Genomic DNA, 22745 nt, shown 5'->3' with positions numbered 1-22745 from the left:
GCCGCGAGAGCCGCCCCCCGCCATGGATGGCGGATGGCGGCGGGCCCACGGAGCGAGACCGGAGTGAAGGAACCCTGAGGAACGAAGGGCCCAACCAGGAGCAGGCACTTTGGCTTACTTTTGGTGCTTTTCAAAAGTAAGTCGCCGAAGGCGAAACAGTCTGCCGTTAGGCAGACCGCCGTAGATCTTGATCTTGATGTGGCTCTAAGGACGAATGCACTCTCATGGCATCCCCAACCAGTTCGGCAGCGCCAGGGAAATGAAGGGCACGTAAGTCACCAGCAGCAGGAACACCAGCAGGATCGACAGCCATGGCAACGCCGCACGGATGGTCTCGCCCAGCGTCAGGCCCGTCACCGCAGACGTCACGAACAAGTTGAGCCCCACCGGAGGGTGAACCAGTCCGATCTCCATATTGACCACCATGACAATACCCAGGTGAATCGGGTCGATGCCGAGCTTCATCGCGATCGGGAAAAAGATCGGCGCCAGGATCAGGATGATTGCCGACGGCTCCATGAAACTGCCCGCGACCAAAAGCACAATGTTCACCATGATCAGGAACCCGATCGGGGTGAGGCCTTCAGAAATGACCCAGGCGGTGATCTGCTGCGGAATCTGCTCCGTGGTCAAGACGTGAGCGAACAGCATGGCGTTGGCGATGATAAACATCAGCATGATCGACAGCCGGCCGGACTCCAGCAGCACTTTCGGGCAGTCCTTGAAACTCATGTCCTTATAGACGAACAGCGCGATGAACGCCGAGTAGACCGCCGCCACCGCCGCCGCTTCGGTCGGGGTGAACATGCCGCTGTAGATCCCGCCGAGGATGATCACCAGCAGCATCAGGCCCCAGAACGCGCGTTGCGCCGTGTGCAGCCACTGGCGGAAGGTCACCCGAGGCTGGGCCGGAAGTTTCTTGACCCGGGCGACGATGTAGATCACCACCATCAGCGCCAGGCCCAACAGGATGCCGGGGATCACGCCCGCGATGAACAGCTTGCCGACAGACGTTTCCGTCGCGGCGGCGTACACCACCATCACGATGGAAGGCGGAATCAGAATCCCCAGCGTACCGGCGTTGCAGATGATCCCGGCACCGAATTCTTTCGGATAACCCGAGCGAACCATGCCGGCGACGGCGATGGAACCCACGGCTGCAACGGTGGCGGGCGATGAACCGGATAGCGCCGCGAACAGCATGCACGCCAGCACCGCCGCAATCGCCAGGCCGCCGCGAATGTGGCCGACGCAGGCGTTGGCGAAGTCGATCAGCCGCTGTGCCACCCCGCCGGTGGTCATGAAGGCGCCGGACAGGAGAAAGAACGGTATTGCCAGAAAGGTGTAGCTGTCGGAGGTTTCGAACAGTTTGATCGCCAGCGAACTCAACGAGTCAGGGCTGAACAGCAGAATCGAAACGGCGCCGGACAAGCCCAGGGAAATGGCGATGGGCACGCCCAGGAACATGAAAACGAATAACAGCAGGAACAGGCAGATAACGGTCATCAGTGCTGCTCCTCGGCAGGATTGGCGAGTTTGCTCGCTTCAGCCGCTTCGTCGGCCAGACCCAACCCGGTCTGCCGGTGCGTCCAGATGCGGTAGAAGATTTCCAGGTAGCGAGCGATCACCAGGCCAAAGCCGATCGGTACGATGACCGTGATGTACGCGACCTTGATGCCGAACCGATCGAGGTCCTCCGCACCGATGCCGGCCACGAACAGCGCTGACACCCACTTGTAGCTGGCGACGAGGAACAATCCGGCATACGCCAGGCAGCAGGCGCACGCCAGCAGGGCGAGCACCCGCTGGACCGGCTTGCTGGTCTTCTTGACCAGCGCGTCGACGCCCAGATGGCCCGCCGTGCGCACGCCGTAGGAAATCCCGAAGAAGATCAGCCAGCCAAACAGGGCTTTGGTCAGCGACACGCTCCAGGTCATGCTTTGGGCGTAACCCATCAGGTGGTCGCCGATGCCTGCGAAGAAGTCGCTGCTGACCGCCCATTGATCGCTGAGGGAATAAAACAGGGTGTAGATGTTGTTCAACGCCACGTAGACGAAAGTCACGAGGGTCATGGCAGCCAACAGGAAAGCGATGATGCCCTCCTCCAGATGCTCCCAGAGTCGCGTCAGCGGGTGCATAAGCATTCTCCGAACGAAGCCGAACCTAGCCGGGTGTAGAGACGGCCGTGAAGGGGGACCACCCACGAAACGGGTGGCCGCCGGGCCGTCACGGTCTGTAACGAGAAGCGACTGAAGGGCTCAAGGCGCCTTGTTCGAATCGTCGGCGGCCTTGATCAGGTCGGCACCGATTTCCTCGGAGAACTTGTCCCAGACCGGCTTCATGGCTTCACGCCATTTGGCACGCTGCTCAGGGGTGAGCGTCACGATTTCGCTGGTCTTGGCGTCGATGATTTTCTGCTTGGCGGTCTGGTTCAGCGCTTCTGCCTGCTTGTTCACCTCGAGCGAGACCTGATCCAGGATCTTTTGCAGTTCGTCACGCACGTCCGCCGGCAGGCCGTTCCAGAACTTGGAGTTGGTGATCACCATGTAGTCGATCAGGCCGTGGTTGGACTCGGTGAAGAACGGCTGGACCTCGTTGACCTTCTGGCTTTCATAGTTCGACCAGGTGTTTTCGGTGCCGTTGACGGTGCCGGTCTGCAGGCCCTGATAGACCTCGGCGAAGCTCATTTTGCGCGGGTTGGCGTGCAGGGCGACGAATTGGGCTTCGAGCACGCTGGAGGCTTGAACGCGGAATTTCAGGCCACGGGCATCTTTGGGTTCAACCAGTTTTTTGTTCGCGGACAGTTGCTTGAGGCCATTGTGCCAATACGCCAGACCGTGAATGCCTTTGTCGTCCATCGCCGTCAGCAATGCCTTGCCCTGGGGACCCTGCTGAAAGCGGTCGACGGCAGCGAGGTCGTTGAACAGGAACGGCAGGTCGAAGATCTGCACTTTCTTGGTGTACTGCTCGAATTTCGCCAGGGACGGCGCCAGCATCTGCACGTCGCCGAGCAACAGGGCTTCCATTTCCTTGCCGTCGCCGAACAGCGAGGAGTTCGGGTAGACCTCGACTTTGACCTTGTCTTTCAAGGCCGGGTCGGCGGCGACCATCTTCTGGAAGAGCAACGCGCCCTGCCCCTTCGGCGTGTTTTCCGCCACCACATGGGCGAACTTGATCGTGATCGGGTCAGCGGCCTGTGCGAGGCTCGCCACGGACACCGCAGCCGCGCAGAAGAGCGCTTTGGTCAGCTTCAACATCGATATCACCTTCTTATTTTTGTATGAACTTATGTTGGCAGGAGCGGGTTGAGCCCATCAGCATAGTGCAACGCCACCATGACCAAGCTCCGGTGTTTAGAGAATCTGCTTTTGTGTAAGCCGGCGTTCGGGGTTGCCGAACGCGATCAGATTTTAACCCGTGCCCGGCGGCGACCGTGTTCACCCCGCTGCCAACGCCAGCAAACGCTGGGCCCGCTGCAACACCGGCGCGTCGACCATCTGCCCGTCCAGCTGAAACGCTCCCGCCCCTTTGGCCGCTGCGCTGGCATTGATCACCTTTTGCGCCCAGTTCAAGTCATCGGCGCTGGGGGCCAAAGCGGCGTGGATCACCGGCACTTGCGCCGGATGGATGCACAACGCGCCGCCATATCCCATGTCGTAGGCGTGGCGAATGGCACGGTGCAAACCCTTTGGATCGCCGATGGCCGGGTGAACACCGTCCAGCGGTGGCAGCAGATCGGCGCCCCGTGAATGCAGTTGCACCGCCATACGCGCCTGATCGAGAAACATCTGCGCGGCGTGGGTGCCGCTGTTGAGGTTCAGATCCAGCGCCAGGTCGAGCCCGCCAAATGACAAACGCTCGACACCCTCGGCATGGGCGATCTGCTCAAGGGCCAGCAAGCCCTTGGCGCTTTCGATGATCGGCAGAACCGGTTTGCCGGTCTGCCACACCGCCGCGACGTGAGCAGCAGTCTCGACTTTCGGCAGCAGCACTCCGGCCACGCCCGCATGTTGCCGACAAAACGTCAGGTCATCGGCATGTTCGGCATGGGTCGGCGCATTGACCCGCACCCAGACGCAAGCCTGGGGGTTGTCGTTCAGGAAGGCCGCAAGATTGTCCCGCGCCTGGCGCTTGAGGGGTTCCTCGACGGCGTCTTCGAAATCGACGATCACTGCGTCAGCGCCGGCCGCCAGCGCCTTGGCAAACCGCTCGGGGCGACTGCCGGGCACGAACAGTGCGGAGCGGATGATGGGTTGTGGCATGGTTGAAGCTCCTGAAAAAGGGTGTCATCCCGACGCTGTGGGCGCTTGCTCGCAATGACTGCATTCCAGCCGATAAAAATGGGCCGGATGTTCCAGCCTCTTTGCGGGCAAGCGCGCTCTTACAGTTATAAGCCGTGACGGTAGGCCCGCGCGGCAACGGAGAGGTTCAGACCACCCCGCCTGCGGCCATCCGCGCCTGATCTTCAGCCGAAAACCCGAGCTCGCCGAGGATGCTGCCGGTGTGCTGGCCCAGGTCCGGCACGCCGTCCATGCGCGGCGTGAACGCGGTGTTGTGGCCCGGCGGCAGCAGCGACGGCAGCGGGCCGGACGGGCTGTCCACTTCGCGCCATCGATCACGGGCCTTGAGCTGCGGATGGTCCCAGACGCCCTGCATGTCGTTGACCCGGGCGTTGGCGATCTGCGCGTCTTCCAGGCGGGCAACCACGTCATCGACGCTCAAGGCGGCGAAGCCGTCAACGATGATCTGCCGCAGCGCCTCGCGGTTTTCCGAGCGCTTGAAGTTCGCCGAAAAGCGCTCGTCGGTGGCCAGCGACGGGTCGAACAGGACCTTCTCGCAGAACAGCGCCCATTCGCGCTCGTTCTGCAGGCCCAGCATGATCGTGCCGCCCCCGCCGGTGGGAAACGGCCCGTAAGGATAGATCGTCGAGTGGGACGCGCCGGCCCGTGGCGGTGGCGGCGCGCCGTCGTAGGCGTAATACATCGGGTAGCCCATCCACTCCACCAGGCTTTCGAGCATGCTGACGTCGATTCGGCTGCCCTGCCCGGTTTTGTCCCGCAGCATCAGCGCCGACAGAATCCCGGTGTAGGCGTACATGCCGGCGGCGATGTCGGCGATGGAGCAACCAGCCTTGGCCATCTCGTTTTCGCCCGGGCCACCGGTGACCGACAGAAAGCCGCCTTCGCTCTGGATCAGCAGGTCGTAGGCTTTCTTTTTCTCGTAGGGCCCGCCTTCGCCGTAGCCGGAAATATCGCAGACGATCAGGCGCGGGAAGCGTTCGTGCAGAGCTTCGAATGACAGCCCCATGCGAGCAGCGGCGCCGGGCGCCAGGTTCTGTACCAGCACGTCGGCCTTGGCGAGCAGTGACTCAAGAATGTTGCCTGCTTCGTCCTGCTTGAGGTCCAGGGTCAGGCTTTCCTTGGAGCGGTTGGTCCAGACGAAATGCGAGGCCAGGCCGTCGACGCGCTGGTCGTAGCCACGGGCGAAATCGCCAACGCCGGGGCGCTCGACCTTGATAACGCGGGCGCCCAGATCCGCCAGTTGCCGGGTGCAGAACGGCGCCGCAATGGCGTGCTCGAGGCTGACGACGGTGATGCCATCCAGAGGACGCGGGGGTTGTTGAGTCATGTTTGTAAACCTCTTCACATTCCCTGTAGGAGTGAGCTTGCTCGCGATAGCATTTTGTCAGTCAGGCCTGATGGGGCTGACACACTGCAATCGCGAGCAAGCTCACTCCTACAAGGGTTGGCGTTCGCCTAAATCAAATGGACCAAATCCTGCGCATCGCGCAGCTGCCAGACCCGCTGGATCAATGCCGTGCCCTGCTCCACCGTGCGGGCGCCGGAGAACACCAGCAGGCGCTGAACCTTGTCCTCCAGTTCAGGCCGCGACAGGGTGTTGCCCGGATCGCCCTTGGGCTCATCAATCCCGGCACTCAGCGTCCGGCCATCAGTGGTGGTCACGATCACCCGACCCAGCCAGCGCGCCGGATAAGCACCATCCACTTCCGGGTCCAGCTCCATCGTGACCTTTTCGCGGAAGGCGGCGACGTCGGCATCGGTCAGGGCCAGGTCGCGGAATTCGATCAACTGCGCACTGCCGTGCACCGCAATCAACCCGAGCACTGCGCCCATGGAAAACTTCGCCTGATGCACGGTCTGTGGCACATCGACCCGACCGAGCACATCAATGGCGCCCTGATGAACACGGGTGACCACCTTGGCGATCTGCTCATGGCGCAGGCCTTCGCGCTGCATCAGGTGCAGCAAGGCATCGGCCGCCGGGTGGGTGTGGCGGCACGAGGCGTGAAACTTGAACGAGGTCTCGACCAACGCCCAACGGCTGCCGAGGCGGTCGGACAGCTTGGCGGGATCACTGTCACTGGACATCCCCGCCGCCATGCCCTGATCGCCTTCGAGAATATTCCGTGCGCCAGTCAGGCCGTCTTCGGTGAGGTACGCCGCCAGCAGGCCGTCGGCCGCGGCTTTGGCGGTGTGCAGCTGTTTGGAGTCGGCTGCGTCACGGAGAAATTCCCACAGCCCGGCGGCCTGGGTGCCCGCCGTGCCCAGCAGGTTGATGAACTGCTCTTTGTCGAAATTCAGCAACTTGCCGACGCCCACTGCAGCAGCAAGCGTTCCTACCGTCGCCGTGGTGTGGAAAATGCGGTAGTGGGAGCGGCCCATGAATTCGCCGATGCGGATGCCGGCTTCGTAACCGGCAACCGAGGCCAGCAATAAATCCTGCCCGGTCTTGCCGAGGTCCTGGGCCGCTGCGAGCACGGCCGAGAACACCACCGTCGCCGGGTGCAGCACTGAGCTGTTGTGCAGATCGTCCTGCTCGACCAGGTGCGAAGACGCGCCGTTGACCAGCGCGGCGAAGTACGCCGAGGTGCCGCGACCGCTGACCAGAATCTTTGCCTTGCCCTGCTGCGGGCCCATGCGTTCGGCGTAGCGCTCGAACAACGGAATCGGCCGCGCGCCCTGGCTGGCCAGCGCCGAGCCGATCCAGTCGAGGAACAGATCTTCGGTACGGTCCAGCACAGCGCCGGGAATTTGCTCGTAGGTCAGCTCGGCGAGGAAACCCGCCAATGCCTGGGTGTGGCTCATTTCGGCGTCCTCAGAAGCTGCGTGGCAGGTCGAGCAGGTGCTCGGCAACGTAGGAAAGAATCAGGTTGGTGGAGATCGGCGCCACCTGATACAGACGGGTTTCGCGGAATTTGCGCTCCACGTCGTATTCGCAGGCGAACCCGAATCCGCCATGGGTTTGCAGGCAGGCATTGGCCGCTTCCCATGACGCTTTTGCCGCGAGGTATTTGGCCATGTTGGCGCTGGCACCGGCGTTCTTGCCGCTGTCGTACTCCTCGCAGGCACGCCAGCGCATCAGGTCCGCCGCTTCGATTTCGATGTGCGCTTCGGCGATGGGGAACTGCACGCCCTGGTTCTGCCCGATCGGGCGACCAAACACCACGCGGTCACGGGCGTAGGCTGCGGATTTCTCGATGAACCAGCGGCCATCGCCGATGCACTCGGCCGCGATCAGGGCACGCTCGGCGTTGAGGCCGTCGAGGATGTAGCGGAAGCCCTTGCCTTCTTCACCGATGAGGCTTTCAGCGGGCAGTTCGAGGTTGTCGAAGAACAGCTCGTTGGTTTCGTGGTTGACCATGTTGGCAATGGGCTGAACGGTCAGGCCGTTGCCGATGGCATCGCGCAGGTCGACGATGAAGATCGACATGCCTTCGGACTTTTTCGTCACTTCGGCCAGCGGTGTGGTGCGCGCCAGCAGGATCATCAGGTCGGAATGCTGCACGCGGGAGATCCAGACCTTCTGACCATTGATTACGTACTTGTCGCCCTGCTTTACCGCCGTGGTCTTGATCTTGGTGGTGTCGGTGCCGGTGCTCGGTTCGGTCACGCCCATGGATTGCAGGCGCAGTTCGCCGCTGGCGAGCTTGGGCAGGTAATAGCTTTTCTGCGCGTCGCTGCCGTGACGCAACAGGGTGAACATGTTGTACATCTGGCCGTGCACGGTGCCGGAATTACCGCCGCAGGCGTTCACTTCTTCGAGGATCACCGACGCTTCCGCCAGGCCCAGCCCGGAGCCGCCGTACTCTTCGGGAATCATCGCCGACAGCCAGCCTTCATCGGTCAGCGCCTTGACGAAGGTTTCCGGGAAGCCTTTCTGTTCATCGATCTTGCGCCAGTATTCGGCCGGAAACTGCGCACACAGCGCGCGCACGCCGTCACGGATGGCATTGAGGTCTTCGTTTTCGTAAGGGTTCATGGTGTCCACTCGCATCGGCCGGCGCCCACAGGGTCGACGCGCCTGGCTGTATAAAAGAAGGGTTCAGTCAAAAACGACTTCGGCGCTCTGGGCGACGCCGGCGTCATTGCCGGCCCACAGTTGCGCCTTGCCTGGCTCGACGATTCGCCCGCCAACGCGAAACGCCGCAGGCACGTTGAGCGGGCGCACGCCGCGATAGGCGAAATGCCGCACGCGCTTGTCGGGGTTGGCGCGAATGAACGCGCGCAGGTTGAAGGTGGCGGTCATCGGGCCATGCACGACCAGGCCGGAGTAGCCTTCGGTGTCGGTGACGTAGGGGTAGTCGTAGTGAATGCGGTGACCGTTGAAGGTTACGGCCGAATAGCGGAACAGCAGCGTCGGCGTCGGCTCGATGACCTCGCTCCACTCGCCCTGCTCTGGCGCGTCACCGCTAGTGAGCTTCGGCGGATTGGGCTCGCGGTAGACGATGTCCTGCTCTTCCCGCACGCACAGCTCGCCGTGTTGCGAGTAGTCATGGCGCACGGTCACGAACAGCAGCGAGCCGGTGCGGCCGTGCTTTTCTTCGATGTGCAGGATCGTCGACAGGCGATGGGCGTCGGCGCCGACGTTCAGCGGCTGAATGAACTCGACACGTCCGCCGGCCCACATGCGATTGCGATTGTCCGCCGGGGGCAGAAAGCCGCCACGGGCGGGATGGCCGTCACCGCCGAGGTGCGCTTCGAACACCGGTTCCTGGAAAAAACACCATTGCCACAGCGGCGGCAGTGGATCGCCCACGGCGGGCGTGGGCTCGCCAAAGGTGGCCGCGATGCGCTTGATCAGGTTGACACTCAGATGATCCTGGGCTTCTTGGGTGCGGCCTATCCAGGCGGTGAAATCCACGGGTGACTCTGCAGCGCTCATGGGCGGGAACCCTCTGGGTTTGTTGTTATGGCCCGATCATGGAAGTGCGCCGGCATTCTGAGAATCCGCATTTGCGTATAGCGGCGTTCGGGTATGCTGAACGCCTTCTACGACGTCCGGGCACCCACCATGCATTTCGATCTGGCTGACTTGCGCCTCTTCATTCACATCGGCGAATCACCGAGCCTGACCCAGGGCGCGCGCCGGGCGTTTCTTTCCCCTGCCGCCGCCAGCGCACGGATCAAGGCACTGGAAGGCCAACTCGGCACACGCCTGTTGTACCGTGACAGCCGTGGCGTCGAACTGACCCCCGCCGGTCAGCGCCTGCTCAAACACGCGCGGCTGATCATGAGCCAGGTGGATTACCTGAAGAGTGAGTTCACCCGCTACGGCACCGATTCGGCGGGGCACATTCGCATCTTCGCCAACACCACCGCCGTCACCGAGTTTCTGCCCGAAGTGCTGGCGGGCTTTCTGGCGAAACGGCCCGGCGTCACGGTGGACCTGCAAGAGCGTCTGTCCCGGGACATCGTGCGCGGCGTACTCGACGGCAGCACCGACATGGGCATCATCGCCGGGCCGGTGGAAGCGGCGGGTTTGCAGGTCATCCACTTCAGCACCGACCGCCTGGTCCTGACCGTGCCGGTGGGCCATGAGCTGGCAGCGGAGAAAAAAGTCACGTTCAAGCAGACCCTGGCGTTTCAGCACATCGGCCTGCACGAAGGCAGCACGCTGCTGAGCTTTCTGCGCGATCACGTCGAGCGGCTGGGGCAGAGTCTGTCGTTGCGGATTCAGGTGTCGAGCTTCGAGGCCATCTGCCGGATGGTCGAGGCCGGGGTGGGCATCGGGGTGATCCCGGAGTCGGCGGCGTCACGGCACAGCCGGACGATGAAGCTGGTGACCATCGAACTCGACGAGCCCTGGGCAGTGCGCGAACGGAGCATTCTGGTCCGCGAACTGGACGCCCTGCCGGGGGTGGTCAGGGCGTTGATTGCGGTGTTGTTGCCCAAGGATGATGCAGCAAAGCCAGAGGCGTAATCAGATCCAGACGTCGTTCTGCGCGGTGCGCTCGTTGGTGTCGCTGCCGGTGTTGATGACGCCGCTGGGCTCGATCAGCATCAGCTTCACTTCCTTCTCGGCCCAGGGTTTGTGCTCGACGCCCTTGGGCACGACATACAGTTCGCCCGCGTTGAGTTCGACGAAACCGTCGCGAAAATCGATGCGCAAACAGCCTTCGAGCACGATGAAGGTTTCGTCGGTGTCGGCGTGGCTGTGCCAGAGAAACTCCCCTTCCAGCCGCGCCAGCTTGAACTGGTAGTCGTTCATCTGCGCGATGACTTTGGGCTGCCACTGCTCGGTGAACAGGCTGTATTTCTGGGCGAAGTTGATGGGGGTGTGCTGGGTGTTGGACGTGGACACGATGGCGGCTCCGACAGGGTTTGATGTAGAGCCAATCTAAAGCGCGGGGGTGGGTGGGGTCTTGTACGTTATTGCACGGTGCATCCAGTTTTGCGGTGTGACGCCTGACGCATTCCCGGCTAAAGCCGGTCCCACTGAAACATCGCGAACTAATAGTGGGACCGGCTTTAGCCGGGAAGAGGCCGGTGTGTACGCCATCCATTTTTCGGTGTGGCAACTGACGCATTCCCGGCTAAAGCCGGTCCCACTGAAACACCGCGAACTGATAGTGGGACCGGCTTCAGCCGGGAAGAGGCCAGTGCGTACGCCATCCATTTTTCGGTGTGGCAACTGACGCATTCCCGGCTAAAGCCGGTCCCACTGAAACACCGCGAACTAATAGTGGGACCGGCTTCAGCCGGGAAGAGGCCAGTGCCTACGCCATCCATTTTTCGGTGTGGCAACTGACGCATTCCCGGCTAAAGCCGGTCCCACTGAAACACCGCGAACTAATAGTGGGACCGGCTTCAGCCGGGAAGAGACCGGTGCGTACGCCATCCATTTTTCGGTGTGGCAACTGACGCATTCCCGGCTAAAGCCAGTTCCACTGATACACCGCGAACTAATAGTGGGACCGGCTTTAGCCGGGAAGAGGCCGGTGCGTACGCCATCCATTTTTCGGTGTGGCAACTGACGCATTCCCGGCTAAAGCCTGTCCCACAAGGTGTGCTTGATCCCCTTATGCGCGCGCCGCCAACATCTTCAACCACCGCCCTGGCGGGTAGCCGAAGGTCTTCACGAAATGCCGTGTCATGTGGCTCTGGTCGGAGAACCCCGCCATCACCGACGCGTCACTCAGGGACACACCCAACGCTATCGAGTGCCGGACGAGGTCCAGCCGGCGCAGGGTCAGGTAACGGTAAGGCGTGGTGCCGAACAGCACGCGAAAATCCCGCAACAGGCGCCAGCGGTCGGTGTCGCTGGCCTGTTCCAGATCGGTCAGGCTGACGCCCTGTTCCAGACTGGCCATGAGCATTTCCCGCGCACGTTGGGCGCCGGCGTAGTTGACGGTCTGGCGGCCCTTGCGCACACCGGCGGCCGTTTGCAGGGCGATTGCGAGGTCGTAGATCGCGTCGTCCAGTTCGAGAGGATCCAGGGCGTTATTCAGGTCGGACAGCAGCGCCCGCGTCGCCCTGAACAGGCGCGGATCACTGGACGCCCCACCTTTGATAAACGGCAACGGCTTGCCACCGAGGACCTGCTGAACCATCGCCGGCTCCAGGTAGAACATCCGGTAGCGAAAGCCGTCTGCGGTCCCGGCGTGGCCGTCATGGGCTTCGTCGGGGTACAGCACCATCGTCCGTCCCGGCAGGTTGTCGACCCGCTCCTTGCCGTACTGAAAGCTCTGCACCCCCGACATCGTGTGGCCGATGGCGTAAGTGTCGTGGCGGTGCATCTCGAAACCGTGCCCGTGAAAATACGCCTCGATCCGCTCGATCTGCGGCAGAGGCGCGGCACGCAGCACCCAGTCCCGCGCGGAATGGGTCAGGTGGGCGTCTTCGTCTGCATGTGAGTCCATCGGCAGCACTCGCGGCAGGTGGCGGCAGGCGCTTTGAGAGGACACCGGCCGCGCTCATGAAAAAGGCTAACCGGGCTGTTTGAGCAATGCCGCCGATGCATTGGACGCATGCACCGCCGGTGGCTTCTCGCTGAGCAAATTCTGAATCGCCTGGCTGTACGCCTCGCGCCCCAGGTTCATGCTGTTGTTGTGATTGCCCCCCGGCACCATCAGCAAATTCTTCGGCTCCTGCGCCGCTTCGAACAGCGCTTCACTGAACTGCGGCGCGACGAACTGATCCGCCGTGCCATGCACGATCAGCACCGGCATGTGTACGTCGGCGATCTTGTCGATGGAGTCGAATTTCTGCGAGATCAGCCAGCGCACCGGCAACGAGGTGCGTTTGCTGGCGACGGAGGACGCGACGTCGGCGAGGTTGGTGAAGGTCGATTCGATGATCAGCCCCCGCGCCTGAATCGGCCCGTTGTCTTTCTGCGCATCCCGGCCCAGTTCGGCGGCGAGGTCGACAGCCACGGCGCCACCCAGGGAATGCCCATAGATCAGACGCTTTTGCGGGTCGGGTTGAATCTGTTTCAGGCGCTCCCAGGCAATGCGCGCGTCTTCATAAACCGACGCTTCCGACGGCAACTGGCCTTTGCTCTGACCGAAGCCGCGGTAATCGATGGCGAGGATGGAGAAGCCCAGGGCGCGCAGTTGTTCGATGCGGAACAGCTGGCCGGTGAGGTTCCAGCGCGAGCCATGCAGGTAAAGGATGGCCGGTGCGTCCTTCTTCTCCGAAGGCCACCACCAGGCATGGATGTTCTGCCCGAGGCCGAACGATGGTCCCTTGAGCTCAAGCTCTTGCACATCGGACGGCAGGCCGCGGTACCAGCTCGCCGTGCCGGGCTCGATCATGAAGACCAGTTCACGTTCCTTGTGCTGCAACGCCGCGCAACCGACCGGGAGACCGACGACGATCAGCAGCATGCACAGCCAGAAGAACCAGCGGGCCTTGAGCCGCGCCAGGGAGAATGTTCGCATTGAGAGAGGTGCCCGGTGCAGAGGTGAGTGCACCGGCAGTTTGCCACTCATTGGCGGGGCGGGTCCTGCTCTTTTCGGCGAAAGGCCTTCTGTCGCGAGCCTCTGCCGAGAGGCCCCGACCAACCGGGAACGGTGCCACGCCGTTGGCGGCACCGAACCGCGGCAGAATCAGTAACCCGAGCCCGACGCCGCCGCGCCACTGACGATCGCGATCCCCGAACTGGTGCCCAGCCGCGTCGCGCCCGCTTCGATCATTGCCACCGCCGTTGCGTAATCACGCACGCCGCCGGAGGCTTTCACGCCAACACCCTCGCCCACAACCTTGCGCATCAGGGCGACGTCTTCCAGGGTCGCGCCGCTGCGGCTGAAGCCGGTGGAGGTCTTGACGAAGGCGACGTTGAGGTCACGGCAGATCTCGGCGGCGCGGGTTTTCTGGGCGTCATCCAGCAAGCAGGTTTCGAAGATCACCTTCAGCGGCACCGCACCACAGGCGTCTCTGACGGCCGCGATATCGTCGCTCACTTCGTCGAACAGGCCGTCCTTCAGCCAGCCGATGTTCAGGACCATGTCGATCTCGCCCGCGCCGGCCGCGATGGCCTGCTTGGCCTCGAAAGCCTTGGTGTCGCTCAGCCCGGCGCCCAGTGGGAAGCCGACCACGGCGCAGACTTTGACGGCCTGACCTTCCAGCAACGAGGCGGCGTAAGGCACCTGGCCAGAGTTCACGCACACCGAATAAAATCCGTGTTCCTGCGCTTCGCGGCACAGGGTTGCGATCTGCGCGCGGCTGGCGTCGGCGGCCAGCAAGGTGTGGTCGATGTACTGGGCGAGTGCTGCGGGTTCGATCTTCATGGCCAATCGTTTCCTGATAGTGAGGCGGTAAACAGCGACACGCTTTAAGCTTCATACCTGAGCGCATCATTTTATGTTGTAAATATAACAATGAATGTTATTTTTTTACCATATCCATTCGACAATCGGAATGCCCGTGGACAGTAAAAAATCCGACCGGATCAAATTGATCCAGCAAGCCCTGCAAGATCAAAAGGCGATTCACCTGAAGGAAATGGCCGCCCTGCTGGACGTTTCGGAGATGACCTTGCGCCGGGACCTGACCCGCCACCCCGACAAATTTCATCTGTTGGGCGGGCACATCACTCTGGCGTTCGATCCGTCGGAGGCGAGTGATTACAAGGTCACCGAGCAGGACACCCGTCACGTTGAGGAAAAGCGCCGCGTCGGCAAGCTGGCCGCCGCGTTCATCCAGCCCGGAGACACGGTGTTTTTCGACTGTGGCACAACGATCCCTTTCGTCATCGACTTCATCCCGGACGAGCTGGAGTTCACTGCCGTGTGCAATTCCCTCAACGTCCTGCTCAAACTGCAGCAGAAACCCAACTGTTCCATCGTGCTCTGCGGCGGCACCTTTCATCGCAAGAATCAGGTGTTCGAACACCACAGCGAAGCGAGCATTCTGGATGGCATCCGCCTGACCTGGGCGTTCGTTTCGGCGGCCGGCGTCAGCGACGAGCTGGGCGTGACCTGCTTCAACTTCAATGAAGTGGAGGTCAAGCAAAAGGTCCTGCGCCAGGCCCGGCACTGCATGTTGCTGGCCGATCATTCCAAATTCGATGCCGTACGAACGGCGCATTTCGCGACGTTGCAGGACTTTCATGTGGTGGTCAGCGACAAGAAGCTGCCGAAGGCTTATCGGGATTTGATTGAGGGGTATGGGGCGCGTTGGGTGGTTTGAGCAACACGCCACCTTGTTTTGGCGAGCGTCGAATCTGTAGGAGCCACCGGTTTGGCGCTCCACTTTGCTGGCGAACGCGACCTGTCTGTCAGCGGATGCGCAACTGTCCCACCGCGTTCGCCACTGTCGTAACCTCCAGCAGCGCCTACAGGGTCCGCGCACCCGCTCGACATTTGGGCAAAAAATAGGCCGTCAGCGTTTCAAATCCGCTTCCAGCTTCTGCACTTCTTCAGCCCCCAGATACCCCGTCGTCACGCTGAATGACGCGCTCTCCCCTGCGCCCAACTGGCGCACATTGCCTTTGGCCTTTTCCGCGAGATACCCCTCGGGCTCGCAAGTCGCGGGCAGCACAAATGCGGCCACTTGCTGATCAGCATTGTGCAGAATCCACCGGGCCGCATGATCGAACTGCGCCGGCTGGTAACGCGTGTAAAACGCCGGACCTTCAGGGTGCTTGAGCAGGAAATGCGCGTTGCCCTGTGCATCCGCCTGCACGCCGTCGAAGAAGCAAACGATCTCCGGGTCGTACAGCTCAGGCGTGCTCAGGCTTTCCAGCCGTGACGGGTCTTCCGTCAGTTCGGCCATGTACGCCGACCACGCCGGCGTCGGCTTGACGTGGGCAGGTACGCTGCTGCGAACCCGCGTACGCGCCATGCCCAATGGCTCGATGAAACGTCCGCCGTCGACGTAGGCGTAGTTCATGTGCGCCATGTACATCAGCTCCATCGGCTTGCCGGCCAGGTTGCGCACGTCCATCCCGATGTCGAACAGCGCCGAACCCGGACGCAAGGTCACGCTGGGCCTGGCGCGGTAGTGGTCGCCAAAGCCCATCACGTATTCATACTCGCCGCCGATGCGCAGAAACGCGCCGCCAGCGTCCTCGCCGATTTCCAGCCAGGCGCTGTCCATCGGCGCGCAGGGCATTTCGCCGTGCAACGGATGATCGTCTTCCGGCGTCGGGCAGCCGTTGCGCAGCAGGCCGCTGTGGAACATGAAGCAGCCGTAGGTGCCGATCACCGTTGAGCTCGGGCGTGGTTGTTCGAACATGTTGCGCATGGTCAGGTCGCAGCCATCGAACACCGCTGACCAGACCATCTGCCCCTGATAAGGCAGCACCACGACCCGGCCGCGATCGTTCTCCAGCGCCAGGGCTTTCACACCGCTGGGATAGGTCCAGGCCAGCACCCTGAAGTCCGAGGACGACAGCAACGTCTTTTCATCGCCGCTGAACAGCTCCGGGTACAGCGCAATCGTGGTGCGCTTTTCGGACGCTCTCATGATGCCGTCACCGCGCCCACCGGTGCCTGGGCGGGCAGCGGATCACGCATGCATTTAATGGCATAAGCGACGATCGCCACGAAGCACAACAGCGGAACGGTGTAGGCAATCTGCATGTTGCCGCCGGTGGCGTCGGAGAGCAGGCCCTGGAAGATCGGCATCACGCCGCCGCCAACAATACTCATCACCAGCAGCGAACCGCCGACGCCGGTGTCCTCACCCAGACCGTCGATGGTCAGGCCATAAATGGTCGGCCAGCACGGACCCAGGAAAATGCTCACGCCCACCGCCGCATATACCGCGCTGATGTTCGGCACCAGAATCGTGTAGGCCAGCAGTACGATGGCCAGCACGCCGTAGATTGCCAGCACCTTGGCCGGAGACATTTTGCGCATCAACAGGTTGGCGACCATCTTGCCGACGAAGTAAGCGGCGAAGGTGGTCAGCAAGAACCACGAAGCGCTGCGCTCGTTCATCCCGCCCATCTGCATGGCCAGGCGAATGGTGAAACTCCACACGCCCACTTGCGCGCCCACGTACAGAAACTGCGCCAGCACGCCGAAGGTAAAGCGCGGGTTGCGCCACAGACGCGACAGGCTCTGGCCGATGCTGCTGGATTTGACGTTGGCCGTGACCTTGCCCTTGCACGCCGGAAACTTGGTGAACGCGATCAGCACGAACATCAGCACCAGCACCGCGATCATCCATTTGTACGGCAGCAGCGTGGACTGAATCATCTGCAATTGCTGGACGGCTGCTTCCGAGGCGCTCATCTGCGTCAACTGCTCGCGGGTGGCGTCGGTGTCCTTGAACATCACGAAGCTGCCCACGTACACGCCGGTCATTGCGCCGAACGGGTGGAAGGTCTGGGAAATGTTCAGGCGACGGGTCCCGGTTTCACGCGGGCCCATCAGCGTCGAGTAGGTATTGCAGGCGGTTTCGAGGAAGGCCAGGCCGGCCGCGATGACGAACAGCGCCATCAGGAACATGCCGTATTTGGCCATCGAAGCTGCCGGGAAGAACAGCGAGCAGCCCGCCATGTACAGCACCAGGCCGATGAGGATGGTGGTCTTGTAGCTGAAACGTCTGACGACCATCGCCGCCGGAATCGCCACGAAGAAGTAGCCGAGGTAGAACGCCGACTGCACAAAGGAGGTCTGCACATCACTGAGCAGGAAGGCTTTCTTGAAGTGCGCGATGAGCACGTCGTTCATGCTCGCTGCCGCCGCCCACAGCGCGAAGCAGCAGCACAGCAGCAGGAAAGCGAACCATGGCGTACGGTTCAGGTAGAACCCGTCCGTCGATTGTTGGAGCGCGGGCTTTGTCATTGTTGTTCTCCGGGAAGTACAGGAAATACCCCGCCCCGTCGATCAGCCGATCGGCAGGGCGCGGCGGCTCAAAGGGTGTCGAGAAAGTGGCTGAACGCGGCAGCGTCCGGGTAGGAACTCTGGGTGCCAAAACCGGTGACCGAGCAGGCGGAATAGGCCACGGCACGGGTCATGGCGTTGCGCATGTCGCCGTCTTCGCTCCAGTGGCGGGCAAAGCAACCGATGAACGCGTCGCCGGCGCCGGTGGTGTCGCGGGCATCGACCTTGATGCCTTCGACGCGAAATTCGCCTTCTTCGCCGACGTACAGCGCGCCATTTTCACCGAGGGTGACGATGACGTGACGAATGCCGTCCTGCACCAGTTGCCGGGCGGCTGCGCGGGCTGATTCCACCGAGTCGATAACACGCCCGGTGACCAGCGCCAGCTCGGTTTCGTTGGGAATGAAGAAGTCCAGCTGCGACAGGTGCTCGCGGCTCAAGCCCTTCACGGCGGGCGCCGGATTGAGCAGCACCGGAATGCCGTTGGCCTTGGCGAATTCGATGGCGTAGTAGACGGTTTCCAGGTCGATTTCCAGTTGCAGCACGATGAGCGTGCAGTCGCGCAACGCGGCCTGGGCAGCGTCGATGTCCGCCGGTTTCAGGTGCGCATTGGCGCCTTTGACGATGAGGATGCTGTTGTGGGAATCGCTCTGCACGAAGATCGGCGCGACGCCGCTGGACACGCCGGGAACGCGCTGGACGAACTGGGTATCAATGCCGTAGCGCTTGAAATTGGCCAGCGTGTTGTCGGCGAACATGTCGTCGCCGACTTTGCTCAGCATCAACACGTCAGCGCCCAGCTTGGCCGCTGCGACGGCTTGATTGGCGCCCTTGCCGCCGCAGCCCATGGCGAAATTCGGTGCTTCGAGGGTCTCGCCCTGCGCCGGCATCCGGTCGATGTAGGTGATCAAATCCACCATGTTGCTGCCGATGACCGCGATCTTGTTCATGTGTGTGAGTACCTTGTTCACGCGCTGGGCTCGAAAGATGAGCCACCGTCGCGGTTTTATTTTTGTTATTTAAATAACATTTTGTGTGACTATTCAACCTATTTCTTCGGAGCAAGACACGCGGCTTGTTGTCTTGGTCAGAAAGCACTACCGGAAAGCCTGTGGTAAGCATTGAGGCAGAGGGATCGCAGCCACTTGTCGTACAGACCATGGAATCGCGCAAACGTTTGCGATGAGGGCATTTATTGCGTGGCGAAGGGAGTGGGTGAAGAGGAGGCGGCCAGGAATGCCTTGTAAACGGGCAGGCATTTTGCTGCCGCTGCGCGCCAGATCGCGGGCAAGCGCGCTCCTGCAAAGAGCGCGATAAACGAGGCAAGCGATGGCGTGGCTTTTGATTCTGGCCGAAGGCCGTAGGAGCGCGCTTGCCCGCGAAAGCGTCAGCCCTGGCGACGCAGCTACAGCAGGCGCCGCAACTACATCAGGAAATAGAGCAGCAGAATATTCGCCACCAGCATCGCCAGCGCCGTGGGGATTTGCGCTTTGATCACCGCGTACTTGTCCGGCAATTCCAGCAACGCTGCAGGAATCAGGTTGTAGTTGGCCGCCATCGGCGTCATCAGCGTCCCGCAGTAGCCCGAGAACATGCCAATGGCGGCCATCACCGCCGGGTTGGCGCCGTACATGCCTACCAGCACCGGCACGCCGATGCCGCCGGTCATCACCGGAAACGCGGCAAATCCGTTGCCCATGACGATGGTGAACAGCGCCATGCCCAGCACGTACACCATCACCGAGACGAGACGAAAATCCAGGTTGATGTAGGCCGTGGCCAGGTGAGCCACCGCTTTGCCGACGCCCGCGTCGTTGAACACCAGGCCAAGCATCGCCAGCATCTGCGGCAGCACCAGTGCCCAACCCAGCGCTTCGGTCAGGCGCCGCGATTCGCGCATGGCCTGCACGGGCGTGTCGCGGGTCAGCCAGCAGGCCAGGGCCAACGCCACCAGACTGCCAATGCCCAGCGACACGAACGTGCTGTTGGCCGGGTCCAGCAAAAAGACGTCGCCAAACTTGATGTTCTTCAGCAGCACCGCGCCAATCACGGTGACCAGCGGAATCGCCAGCGCCGGAATGAACAGTTTGTTCTTCAAGCGCCCTGCACTCTCCCGCCGCGCCCTGTCATTGAGGTTCTGATGCTGGCCGAAACCCACGCCGCCGAACCCGGCGATCAACGCCATGACGATCACCCCGACGCCCACCCACACCGGCGGCAGCTTCTCGCCGACCAGAAACGCGATGGCGAACAAGCCCCAGAACAACCCCGTGGTCCAGCGCTTGGGATTGCTCCGATCGGTCGCGGTCATAAACGCCGTGATCGCCAGAATCACGCCCGCCAGCCAGTACAGGTATTGAATGGAAATGATCATCGAGCCAGCTCCTTGTCGACAGCGGAGGCCGGCGGCAGCGACGTCAATTCACGGTTCATGCGCTGATCGAACCGGTGCAGGCGGATGGCGTGGATGACGAACGCGCAGATCGCTGTCGGTATCCCCCAGAACGCGATGTGCATCGGGTCGACATCGATACCGGAGCCGAGCAGGAAGGTGTGCATCAACGCAATCGCACCGAACGCGACGAAGATGTCTTCACCGAAGAACAGCCCGACATTGTCGGTCGCCGCGCACAACGCCAGCAGCTTGATGCGCAACGCCTCGGGCAGCTTGCCGAAGCGGGATTCAGCAGCGCCTTCGGCCATGGGCGCGAGCAACGGCCGCACCATCTGCGGGTGGCCGCCAAGGCTGGTCAGGCCAAGGGCTGCAGTGGTTTCGCGCACGAACAGGTAGGCGATCAACAGGCGTCCGGCCGTGGCGCCGGTGAACCGGGCGATCCAGTTCTGCGCATGCAGCCGCAGGCCGTGGCGCTCCAGCAAACCGATCACCGCCAGCGGCAAGAGGATGATCAGCGGTAGCGTGCGGGTCTTGATGAAGCCCGTGCCGATGGTCGCCAGGATGGTTTCCAGCGGCATGCTGGCGGCAAGGCCGGTGGCCAGGGCGGCAAGCGCCACGACCAGCATGGGATTGAAACGCAGGACGAAGCCCAGAACGATGACCAGCACGCCAAGCAGCGGCCAGAGGTTGATAGCGGTTTGCATGATGGGGTTCTCGTTGGCAGTTGCGGTACCTTGCTGGGGCACGAAGGAGGAACAGGGTCGAGAAACGAGCGGTGGCAGCGCCCGTCCTGAGCCCAGGCTCAACGAAGTCACAGTGCCGCTGCCCCATGGCACCGCAGTCACGCCGGGGGCGTCCAACGGGAAAAACCCGCTATGACCCATAAGATTTTCTGTTGCCGGGGTGGCATGCAACCTGCTGTTCCAGTGCTCAGTCTGCACAGGTCGTGCCTGCAACGCTGTGACGCTCCCCCGTCATCCCGTAGGTGCGCCGGCGCTCAATTGCTCAAGGAAATCCCTCGGTGAATCTCAAGTTTCTGGAAACCTTCGTCTGGGTCGCGCGGCTGAAAAGCTTTCGTCTGACGGCGGAAAAACTGTTCAGCACCCAGGCCTCCATCTCCAGCCGCATTGCCGCGCTGGAGGAGGAAATGGGCGTGCGGCTGTTCGTCCGGGACTCCAGAGGCGTGTCGCTGACCCAAGAGGGTCTGCGCGTGCTCGAATACGCCGAACACATCATGGACACGATGCAAAGCATGAAGGCGGCGATCAAAGACCCCAGCCAGGTCCGTGGCCGCATCCGCATCGGCGCGATGGATACGGTGATACACACCTGGCTCAGCCCCTTGGTAACACGCCTGATGAAGTGTTACCCGAACCTGGAAATCGAGCTCACCGCTGAAACCGCCAGCAACCTCTGCTCGCAGCTGGAAAAGGGTTATCAGGACATCATTTTCCAGACCGACGTGCTGCGTTTCGACAGCGTGCGCAACGCGGTGCTGGCGCGCTATCCCCTGCGCTGGGTGGTGCCGACCGGATCGGCATTCGACCGCCCGAACGTGACCCTGGAAGAGATCGCCGAAGCGCGCATTGTCACGTTCTCCCGCAACTCACGGCCCCACCAGGACATCCTCAACATGCTGCACAGCGCCAACATCGTCACGCCACGGATCAACTGCGTGAACTCGGCGTCAGCCATTACCCGGCTGGTGCGCGACGGCTTTGGCATCGGCGCGCTGCCGGTGACGCTGGTTCATGGCGAACTGGCCCAGGGCGCGTTGACGCTGATCGAGAACGTCCCGCTGCCGCCGCTGATGGACATCGTCGCCAGCTGGCGCACCGGCGCGGGAATGGAGTTGGTCGAGGACATCGTCGGCCTCACCCGCGAAGTGGTGAACGCCTTCGCTCAGGAGATGCCGGCGGGTTTTGTCCTGGAAGGAAGCCAGGATTAGACCTGCAGCTGTAGGATTGTGGCTTGTCCCGCGATCGGGGACGCGGTCACCGACATAACTGGCGCCGGAATCGCCTGATAAGTCAGATTGACCCATGTGCTGCCGCTTCGCGGCAGATCGGGGGACAAGCCACGCTGCTACAGTGGATTGCGTTCGACGCAGATTTTGGATGCGGGTACGAAATCGTAGGAGTGAGCTTGCTCGCGATGGCAGTGTGTCAGCCGACATTAATGTCACAGGCCCGCCGCTTCGCGACCGTCGTAACCTCCGATTGCTCCTACAGGAGATGTGCGTTCGAAGGGGATATTGGAGGCGAGTAAGAATTCGCGTTCCACGCGGATTTTGGATGCGGGTACGAAATCGTAGGAGTGAGCTTGCTCGCGATGGCAGTGTGTCAGCCGACATTAATGTCACAGGCCCGCCGCTTCGCGACCGTCGTAACCTCCGATTGCTCCTACAGGAGATGTGCGTTCGAAGGGGATATTGGAGGCGAGTAAGAATTCGCGTTCCACGCGGATTTTGGATGCGGGTACGAAATCGTAGGAGTGAGCTTGCTCGCGATGGCAGTGTGTCAGCCGACATTAATGTCACAGGCCCGCCGCTTCGCGACCGTCGTAACCTCCGATTGCTCCTACAGGAGATGTGCGTTCGAAGGGGATATTGGAGGCGAGTAAGAATTCGCGTTCCACGCGGATTTTGGATGCGGGTACGAAATCGTAGGAGTGAGCTTGCTCGCGATGGCAGTGTGTCAGCCGACATTAATGTCACAGGCCCGCCGCTTCGCGACCGTCGTAACCTCCGATTGCTCCTACAGGAGATGTGCGTTC

The 22745-nt window shown here is 61.9% G+C and carries 20 protein-coding genes; 3 read left to right on the top strand and 17 right to left on the bottom strand.

All coding sequences use genetic code 11. From position 1 onward, the window contains the following. Positions 1 to 222: 222 nt before the first annotated feature. The 8 genes from dctM to ACYAR8_RS19920 form a co-directional block, all read right to left on the bottom strand. On the bottom strand, positions 223 to 1506 hold the full coding sequence (gene dctM / locus ACYAR8_RS19955; protein WP_074889065.1) for a C4-dicarboxylate TRAP transporter large permease protein DctM: 1284 nt from the start codon (positions 1504 to 1506) through the stop codon (positions 223 to 225). Continuing rightward, on the bottom strand, positions 1506 to 2138 hold the full coding sequence (locus ACYAR8_RS19950; RefSeq protein WP_463580843.1) for a TRAP transporter small permease: 633 nt from the start codon (positions 2136 to 2138) through the stop codon (positions 1506 to 1508). Before ACYAR8_RS19950 ends, dctM begins: the two co-directional genes overlap by 1 nt. A gap of 120 nt (positions 2139 to 2258) precedes the next feature. Next, positions 2259 to 3257 carry a TRAP transporter substrate-binding protein gene (locus tag ACYAR8_RS19945; RefSeq protein WP_463580842.1) on the bottom strand — a complete coding sequence of 333 codons (999 nt, stop codon included), beginning with the start codon at positions 3255 to 3257 and terminating at the stop codon, positions 2259 to 2261. Positions 3258 to 3437: 180 nt separating this feature from the next. Continuing rightward, positions 3438 to 4262: an HpcH/HpaI aldolase/citrate lyase family protein gene (locus tag ACYAR8_RS19940; protein WP_074889073.1), complete on the bottom strand. Its 825-nt coding sequence runs from the start codon at positions 4260 to 4262 to the stop codon at positions 3438 to 3440. Between the two features lie 166 nt (positions 4263 to 4428). Beyond that, positions 4429 to 5628, bottom strand: coding sequence for a CaiB/BaiF CoA transferase family protein (locus ACYAR8_RS19935; protein WP_463580841.1), 1200 nt, complete (start codon positions 5626 to 5628; stop codon positions 4429 to 4431). Between the two features lie 128 nt (positions 5629 to 5756). After that, complete coding sequence (locus ACYAR8_RS19930; RefSeq protein ID WP_463580840.1) at positions 5757 to 7106, bottom strand: MmgE/PrpD family protein; 1350 nt, start codon at positions 7104 to 7106, stop codon at positions 5757 to 5759. Positions 7107 to 7116: 10 nt separating this feature from the next. Next, entirely contained in the window at positions 7117 to 8280 is a 1164-nt protein-coding gene (locus tag ACYAR8_RS19925; RefSeq protein WP_074889358.1) for an acyl-CoA dehydrogenase family protein, read from the bottom strand. A gap of 63 nt (positions 8281 to 8343) precedes the next feature. Beyond that, on the bottom strand, positions 8344 to 9183 hold the full coding sequence (locus tag ACYAR8_RS19920; protein WP_463580839.1) for an HTD2 family dehydratase: 840 nt from the start codon (positions 9181 to 9183) through the stop codon (positions 8344 to 8346). Positions 9184 to 9312: 129 nt separating this feature from the next. Here ACYAR8_RS19920 and ACYAR8_RS19915 point away from each other — a divergent pair, with 129 nt between their 5' ends. Further along, positions 9313 to 10221 (top strand): LysR family transcriptional regulator, encoded by a 909-nt coding sequence (locus ACYAR8_RS19915; RefSeq protein WP_463580844.1) that lies wholly within the window; start codon positions 9313 to 9315, stop codon positions 10219 to 10221. On the opposite strand, the gene ACYAR8_RS19910 is transcribed toward ACYAR8_RS19915, so the two are convergent. The 4 genes from ACYAR8_RS19910 to deoC all read right to left on the bottom strand — a co-directional run bounded on the left by ACYAR8_RS19910 (position 10222) and on the right by deoC (position 14029). Continuing rightward, positions 10222 to 10602, bottom strand: coding sequence for a cupin domain-containing protein (locus ACYAR8_RS19910; protein ID WP_463580838.1), 381 nt, complete (start codon positions 10600 to 10602; stop codon positions 10222 to 10224). It abuts the gene before it with no gap. A 718-nt stretch (positions 10603 to 11320) separates the two neighbouring features. After that, the gene (locus tag ACYAR8_RS19905) at positions 11321 to 12160 is read right to left on the bottom strand and encodes an AraC family transcriptional regulator (protein ID WP_463580837.1); all 840 of its coding nucleotides are present in this window, start codon (positions 12158 to 12160) and stop codon (positions 11321 to 11323) included. 66 nt (positions 12161 to 12226) lie between these two features. Then, entirely contained in the window at positions 12227 to 13180 is a 954-nt protein-coding gene (locus ACYAR8_RS19900) for an alpha/beta hydrolase (protein ID WP_463580836.1), read from the bottom strand. Between the two features lie 168 nt (positions 13181 to 13348). After that, positions 13349 to 14029, bottom strand: coding sequence for a deoxyribose-phosphate aldolase (deoC, locus tag ACYAR8_RS19895; protein ID WP_074889087.1), 681 nt, complete (start codon positions 14027 to 14029; stop codon positions 13349 to 13351). Between the two features lie 130 nt (positions 14030 to 14159). Between deoC and deoR the strand changes: the two genes are divergently transcribed. After that, positions 14160 to 14930 carry a DNA-binding transcriptional repressor DeoR gene (gene deoR / locus ACYAR8_RS19890; RefSeq protein ID WP_074889090.1) on the top strand — a complete coding sequence of 257 codons (771 nt, stop codon included), beginning with the start codon at positions 14160 to 14162 and terminating at the stop codon, positions 14928 to 14930. 192 nt (positions 14931 to 15122) lie between these two features. Here deoR and ACYAR8_RS19885 read toward each other — a convergent pair whose 3' ends face one another. From ACYAR8_RS19885 to ACYAR8_RS19865, 5 genes are all read right to left on the bottom strand, one after another. Then, positions 15123 to 16208 carry an aldose 1-epimerase family protein gene (locus ACYAR8_RS19885; RefSeq protein WP_463580835.1) on the bottom strand — a complete coding sequence of 362 codons (1086 nt, stop codon included), beginning with the start codon at positions 16206 to 16208 and terminating at the stop codon, positions 15123 to 15125. Continuing rightward, complete coding sequence (gene fucP, locus ACYAR8_RS19880) at positions 16205 to 17536, bottom strand: L-fucose:H+ symporter permease (RefSeq protein WP_074889096.1); 1332 nt, start codon at positions 17534 to 17536, stop codon at positions 16205 to 16207. Before fucP ends, ACYAR8_RS19885 begins: the two co-directional genes overlap by 4 nt. A 68-nt stretch (positions 17537 to 17604) precedes the next feature. After that, the gene (gene rbsK / locus ACYAR8_RS19875; RefSeq protein WP_463580834.1) at positions 17605 to 18525 is read right to left on the bottom strand and encodes a ribokinase; all 921 of its coding nucleotides are present in this window, start codon (positions 18523 to 18525) and stop codon (positions 17605 to 17607) included. A 473-nt stretch (positions 18526 to 18998) separates the two neighbouring features. Next, positions 18999 to 19949, bottom strand: coding sequence for a DUF979 domain-containing protein (locus ACYAR8_RS19870; protein WP_463580833.1), 951 nt, complete (start codon positions 19947 to 19949; stop codon positions 18999 to 19001). Beyond that, a complete protein-coding gene (locus ACYAR8_RS19865) occupies positions 19946 to 20674 on the bottom strand; it encodes a DUF969 domain-containing protein (protein ID WP_463580832.1) in 729 nt (242 codons plus the stop codon). The genes ACYAR8_RS19870 and ACYAR8_RS19865 overlap by 4 nt, the downstream gene beginning before the upstream one ends. Before the next feature lie 317 nt (positions 20675 to 20991). On the opposite strand from ACYAR8_RS19865, the gene ACYAR8_RS19860 reads away from it, so the two are divergent. Beyond that, positions 20992 to 21918, top strand: a complete 927-nt coding sequence (locus tag ACYAR8_RS19860) for a LysR family transcriptional regulator (RefSeq protein WP_463580831.1) — start codon at positions 20992 to 20994, stop codon at positions 21916 to 21918. Positions 21919 to 22745 lie beyond the last annotated feature (827 nt).

The organism is Pseudomonas sp. HP_01 (genome assembly GCF_055284355.1).
This window is presented reverse-complemented; position numbering and strand designations above follow the sequence as displayed.

Excerpts from the sequence above, each read along its gene's own strand:
- rbsK (WP_463580834.1), bottom strand. The coding sequence starts at position 18,525 with ATGAACAAGATCGCGGTCATCGGCAGCAACATGGTGGATTTGATCACC.
- ACYAR8_RS19940 (WP_074889073.1), bottom strand. The coding sequence starts at position 4,262 with ATGCCACAACCCATCATCCGCTCCGCACTGTTCGTGCCCGGCAGTCGC.
- ACYAR8_RS19935 (WP_463580841.1), bottom strand. The coding sequence starts at position 5,628 with ATGACTCAACAACCCCCGCGTCCTCTGGATGGCATCACCGTCGTCAGC.
- ACYAR8_RS19925 (WP_074889358.1), bottom strand. The coding sequence starts at position 8,280 with ATGAACCCTTACGAAAACGAAGACCTCAATGCCATCCGTGACGGCGTG.
- ACYAR8_RS19920 (WP_463580839.1), bottom strand. The coding sequence starts at position 9,183 with ATGAGCGCTGCAGAGTCACCCGTGGATTTCACCGCCTGGATAGGCCGC.
- ACYAR8_RS19870 (WP_463580833.1), bottom strand. The coding sequence starts at position 19,949 with ATGATCATTTCCATTCAATACCTGTACTGGCTGGCGGGCGTGATTCTG.
- deoC (WP_074889087.1), bottom strand. The coding sequence starts at position 14,029 with ATGAAGATCGAACCCGCAGCACTCGCCCAGTACATCGACCACACCTTG.
- ACYAR8_RS19900 (WP_463580836.1), bottom strand. The coding sequence starts at position 13,180 with ATGCGAACATTCTCCCTGGCGCGGCTCAAGGCCCGCTGGTTCTTCTGG.
- fucP (WP_074889096.1), bottom strand. The coding sequence starts at position 17,536 with ATGACAAAGCCCGCGCTCCAACAATCGACGGACGGGTTCTACCTGAAC.
- dctM (WP_074889065.1), bottom strand. The coding sequence starts at position 1,506 with ATGACCGTTATCTGCCTGTTCCTGCTGTTATTCGTTTTCATGTTCCTG.
- ACYAR8_RS19945 (WP_463580842.1), bottom strand. The coding sequence starts at position 3,257 with ATGTTGAAGCTGACCAAAGCGCTCTTCTGCGCGGCTGCGGTGTCCGTG.
- ACYAR8_RS19915 (WP_463580844.1), top strand. The coding sequence starts at position 9,313 with ATGCATTTCGATCTGGCTGACTTGCGCCTCTTCATTCACATCGGCGAA.
- ACYAR8_RS19905 (WP_463580837.1), bottom strand. The coding sequence starts at position 12,160 with ATGGACTCACATGCAGACGAAGACGCCCACCTGACCCATTCCGCGCGG.
- ACYAR8_RS19885 (WP_463580835.1), bottom strand. The coding sequence starts at position 16,208 with ATGAGAGCGTCCGAAAAGCGCACCACGATTGCGCTGTACCCGGAGCTG.
- ACYAR8_RS19930 (WP_463580840.1), bottom strand. The coding sequence starts at position 7,106 with ATGAGCCACACCCAGGCATTGGCGGGTTTCCTCGCCGAGCTGACCTAC.
- ACYAR8_RS19865 (WP_463580832.1), bottom strand. The coding sequence starts at position 20,674 with ATGCAAACCGCTATCAACCTCTGGCCGCTGCTTGGCGTGCTGGTCATC.
- deoR (WP_074889090.1), top strand. The coding sequence starts at position 14,160 with ATGCCCGTGGACAGTAAAAAATCCGACCGGATCAAATTGATCCAGCAA.
- ACYAR8_RS19950 (WP_463580843.1), bottom strand. The coding sequence starts at position 2,138 with ATGCACCCGCTGACGCGACTCTGGGAGCATCTGGAGGAGGGCATCATC.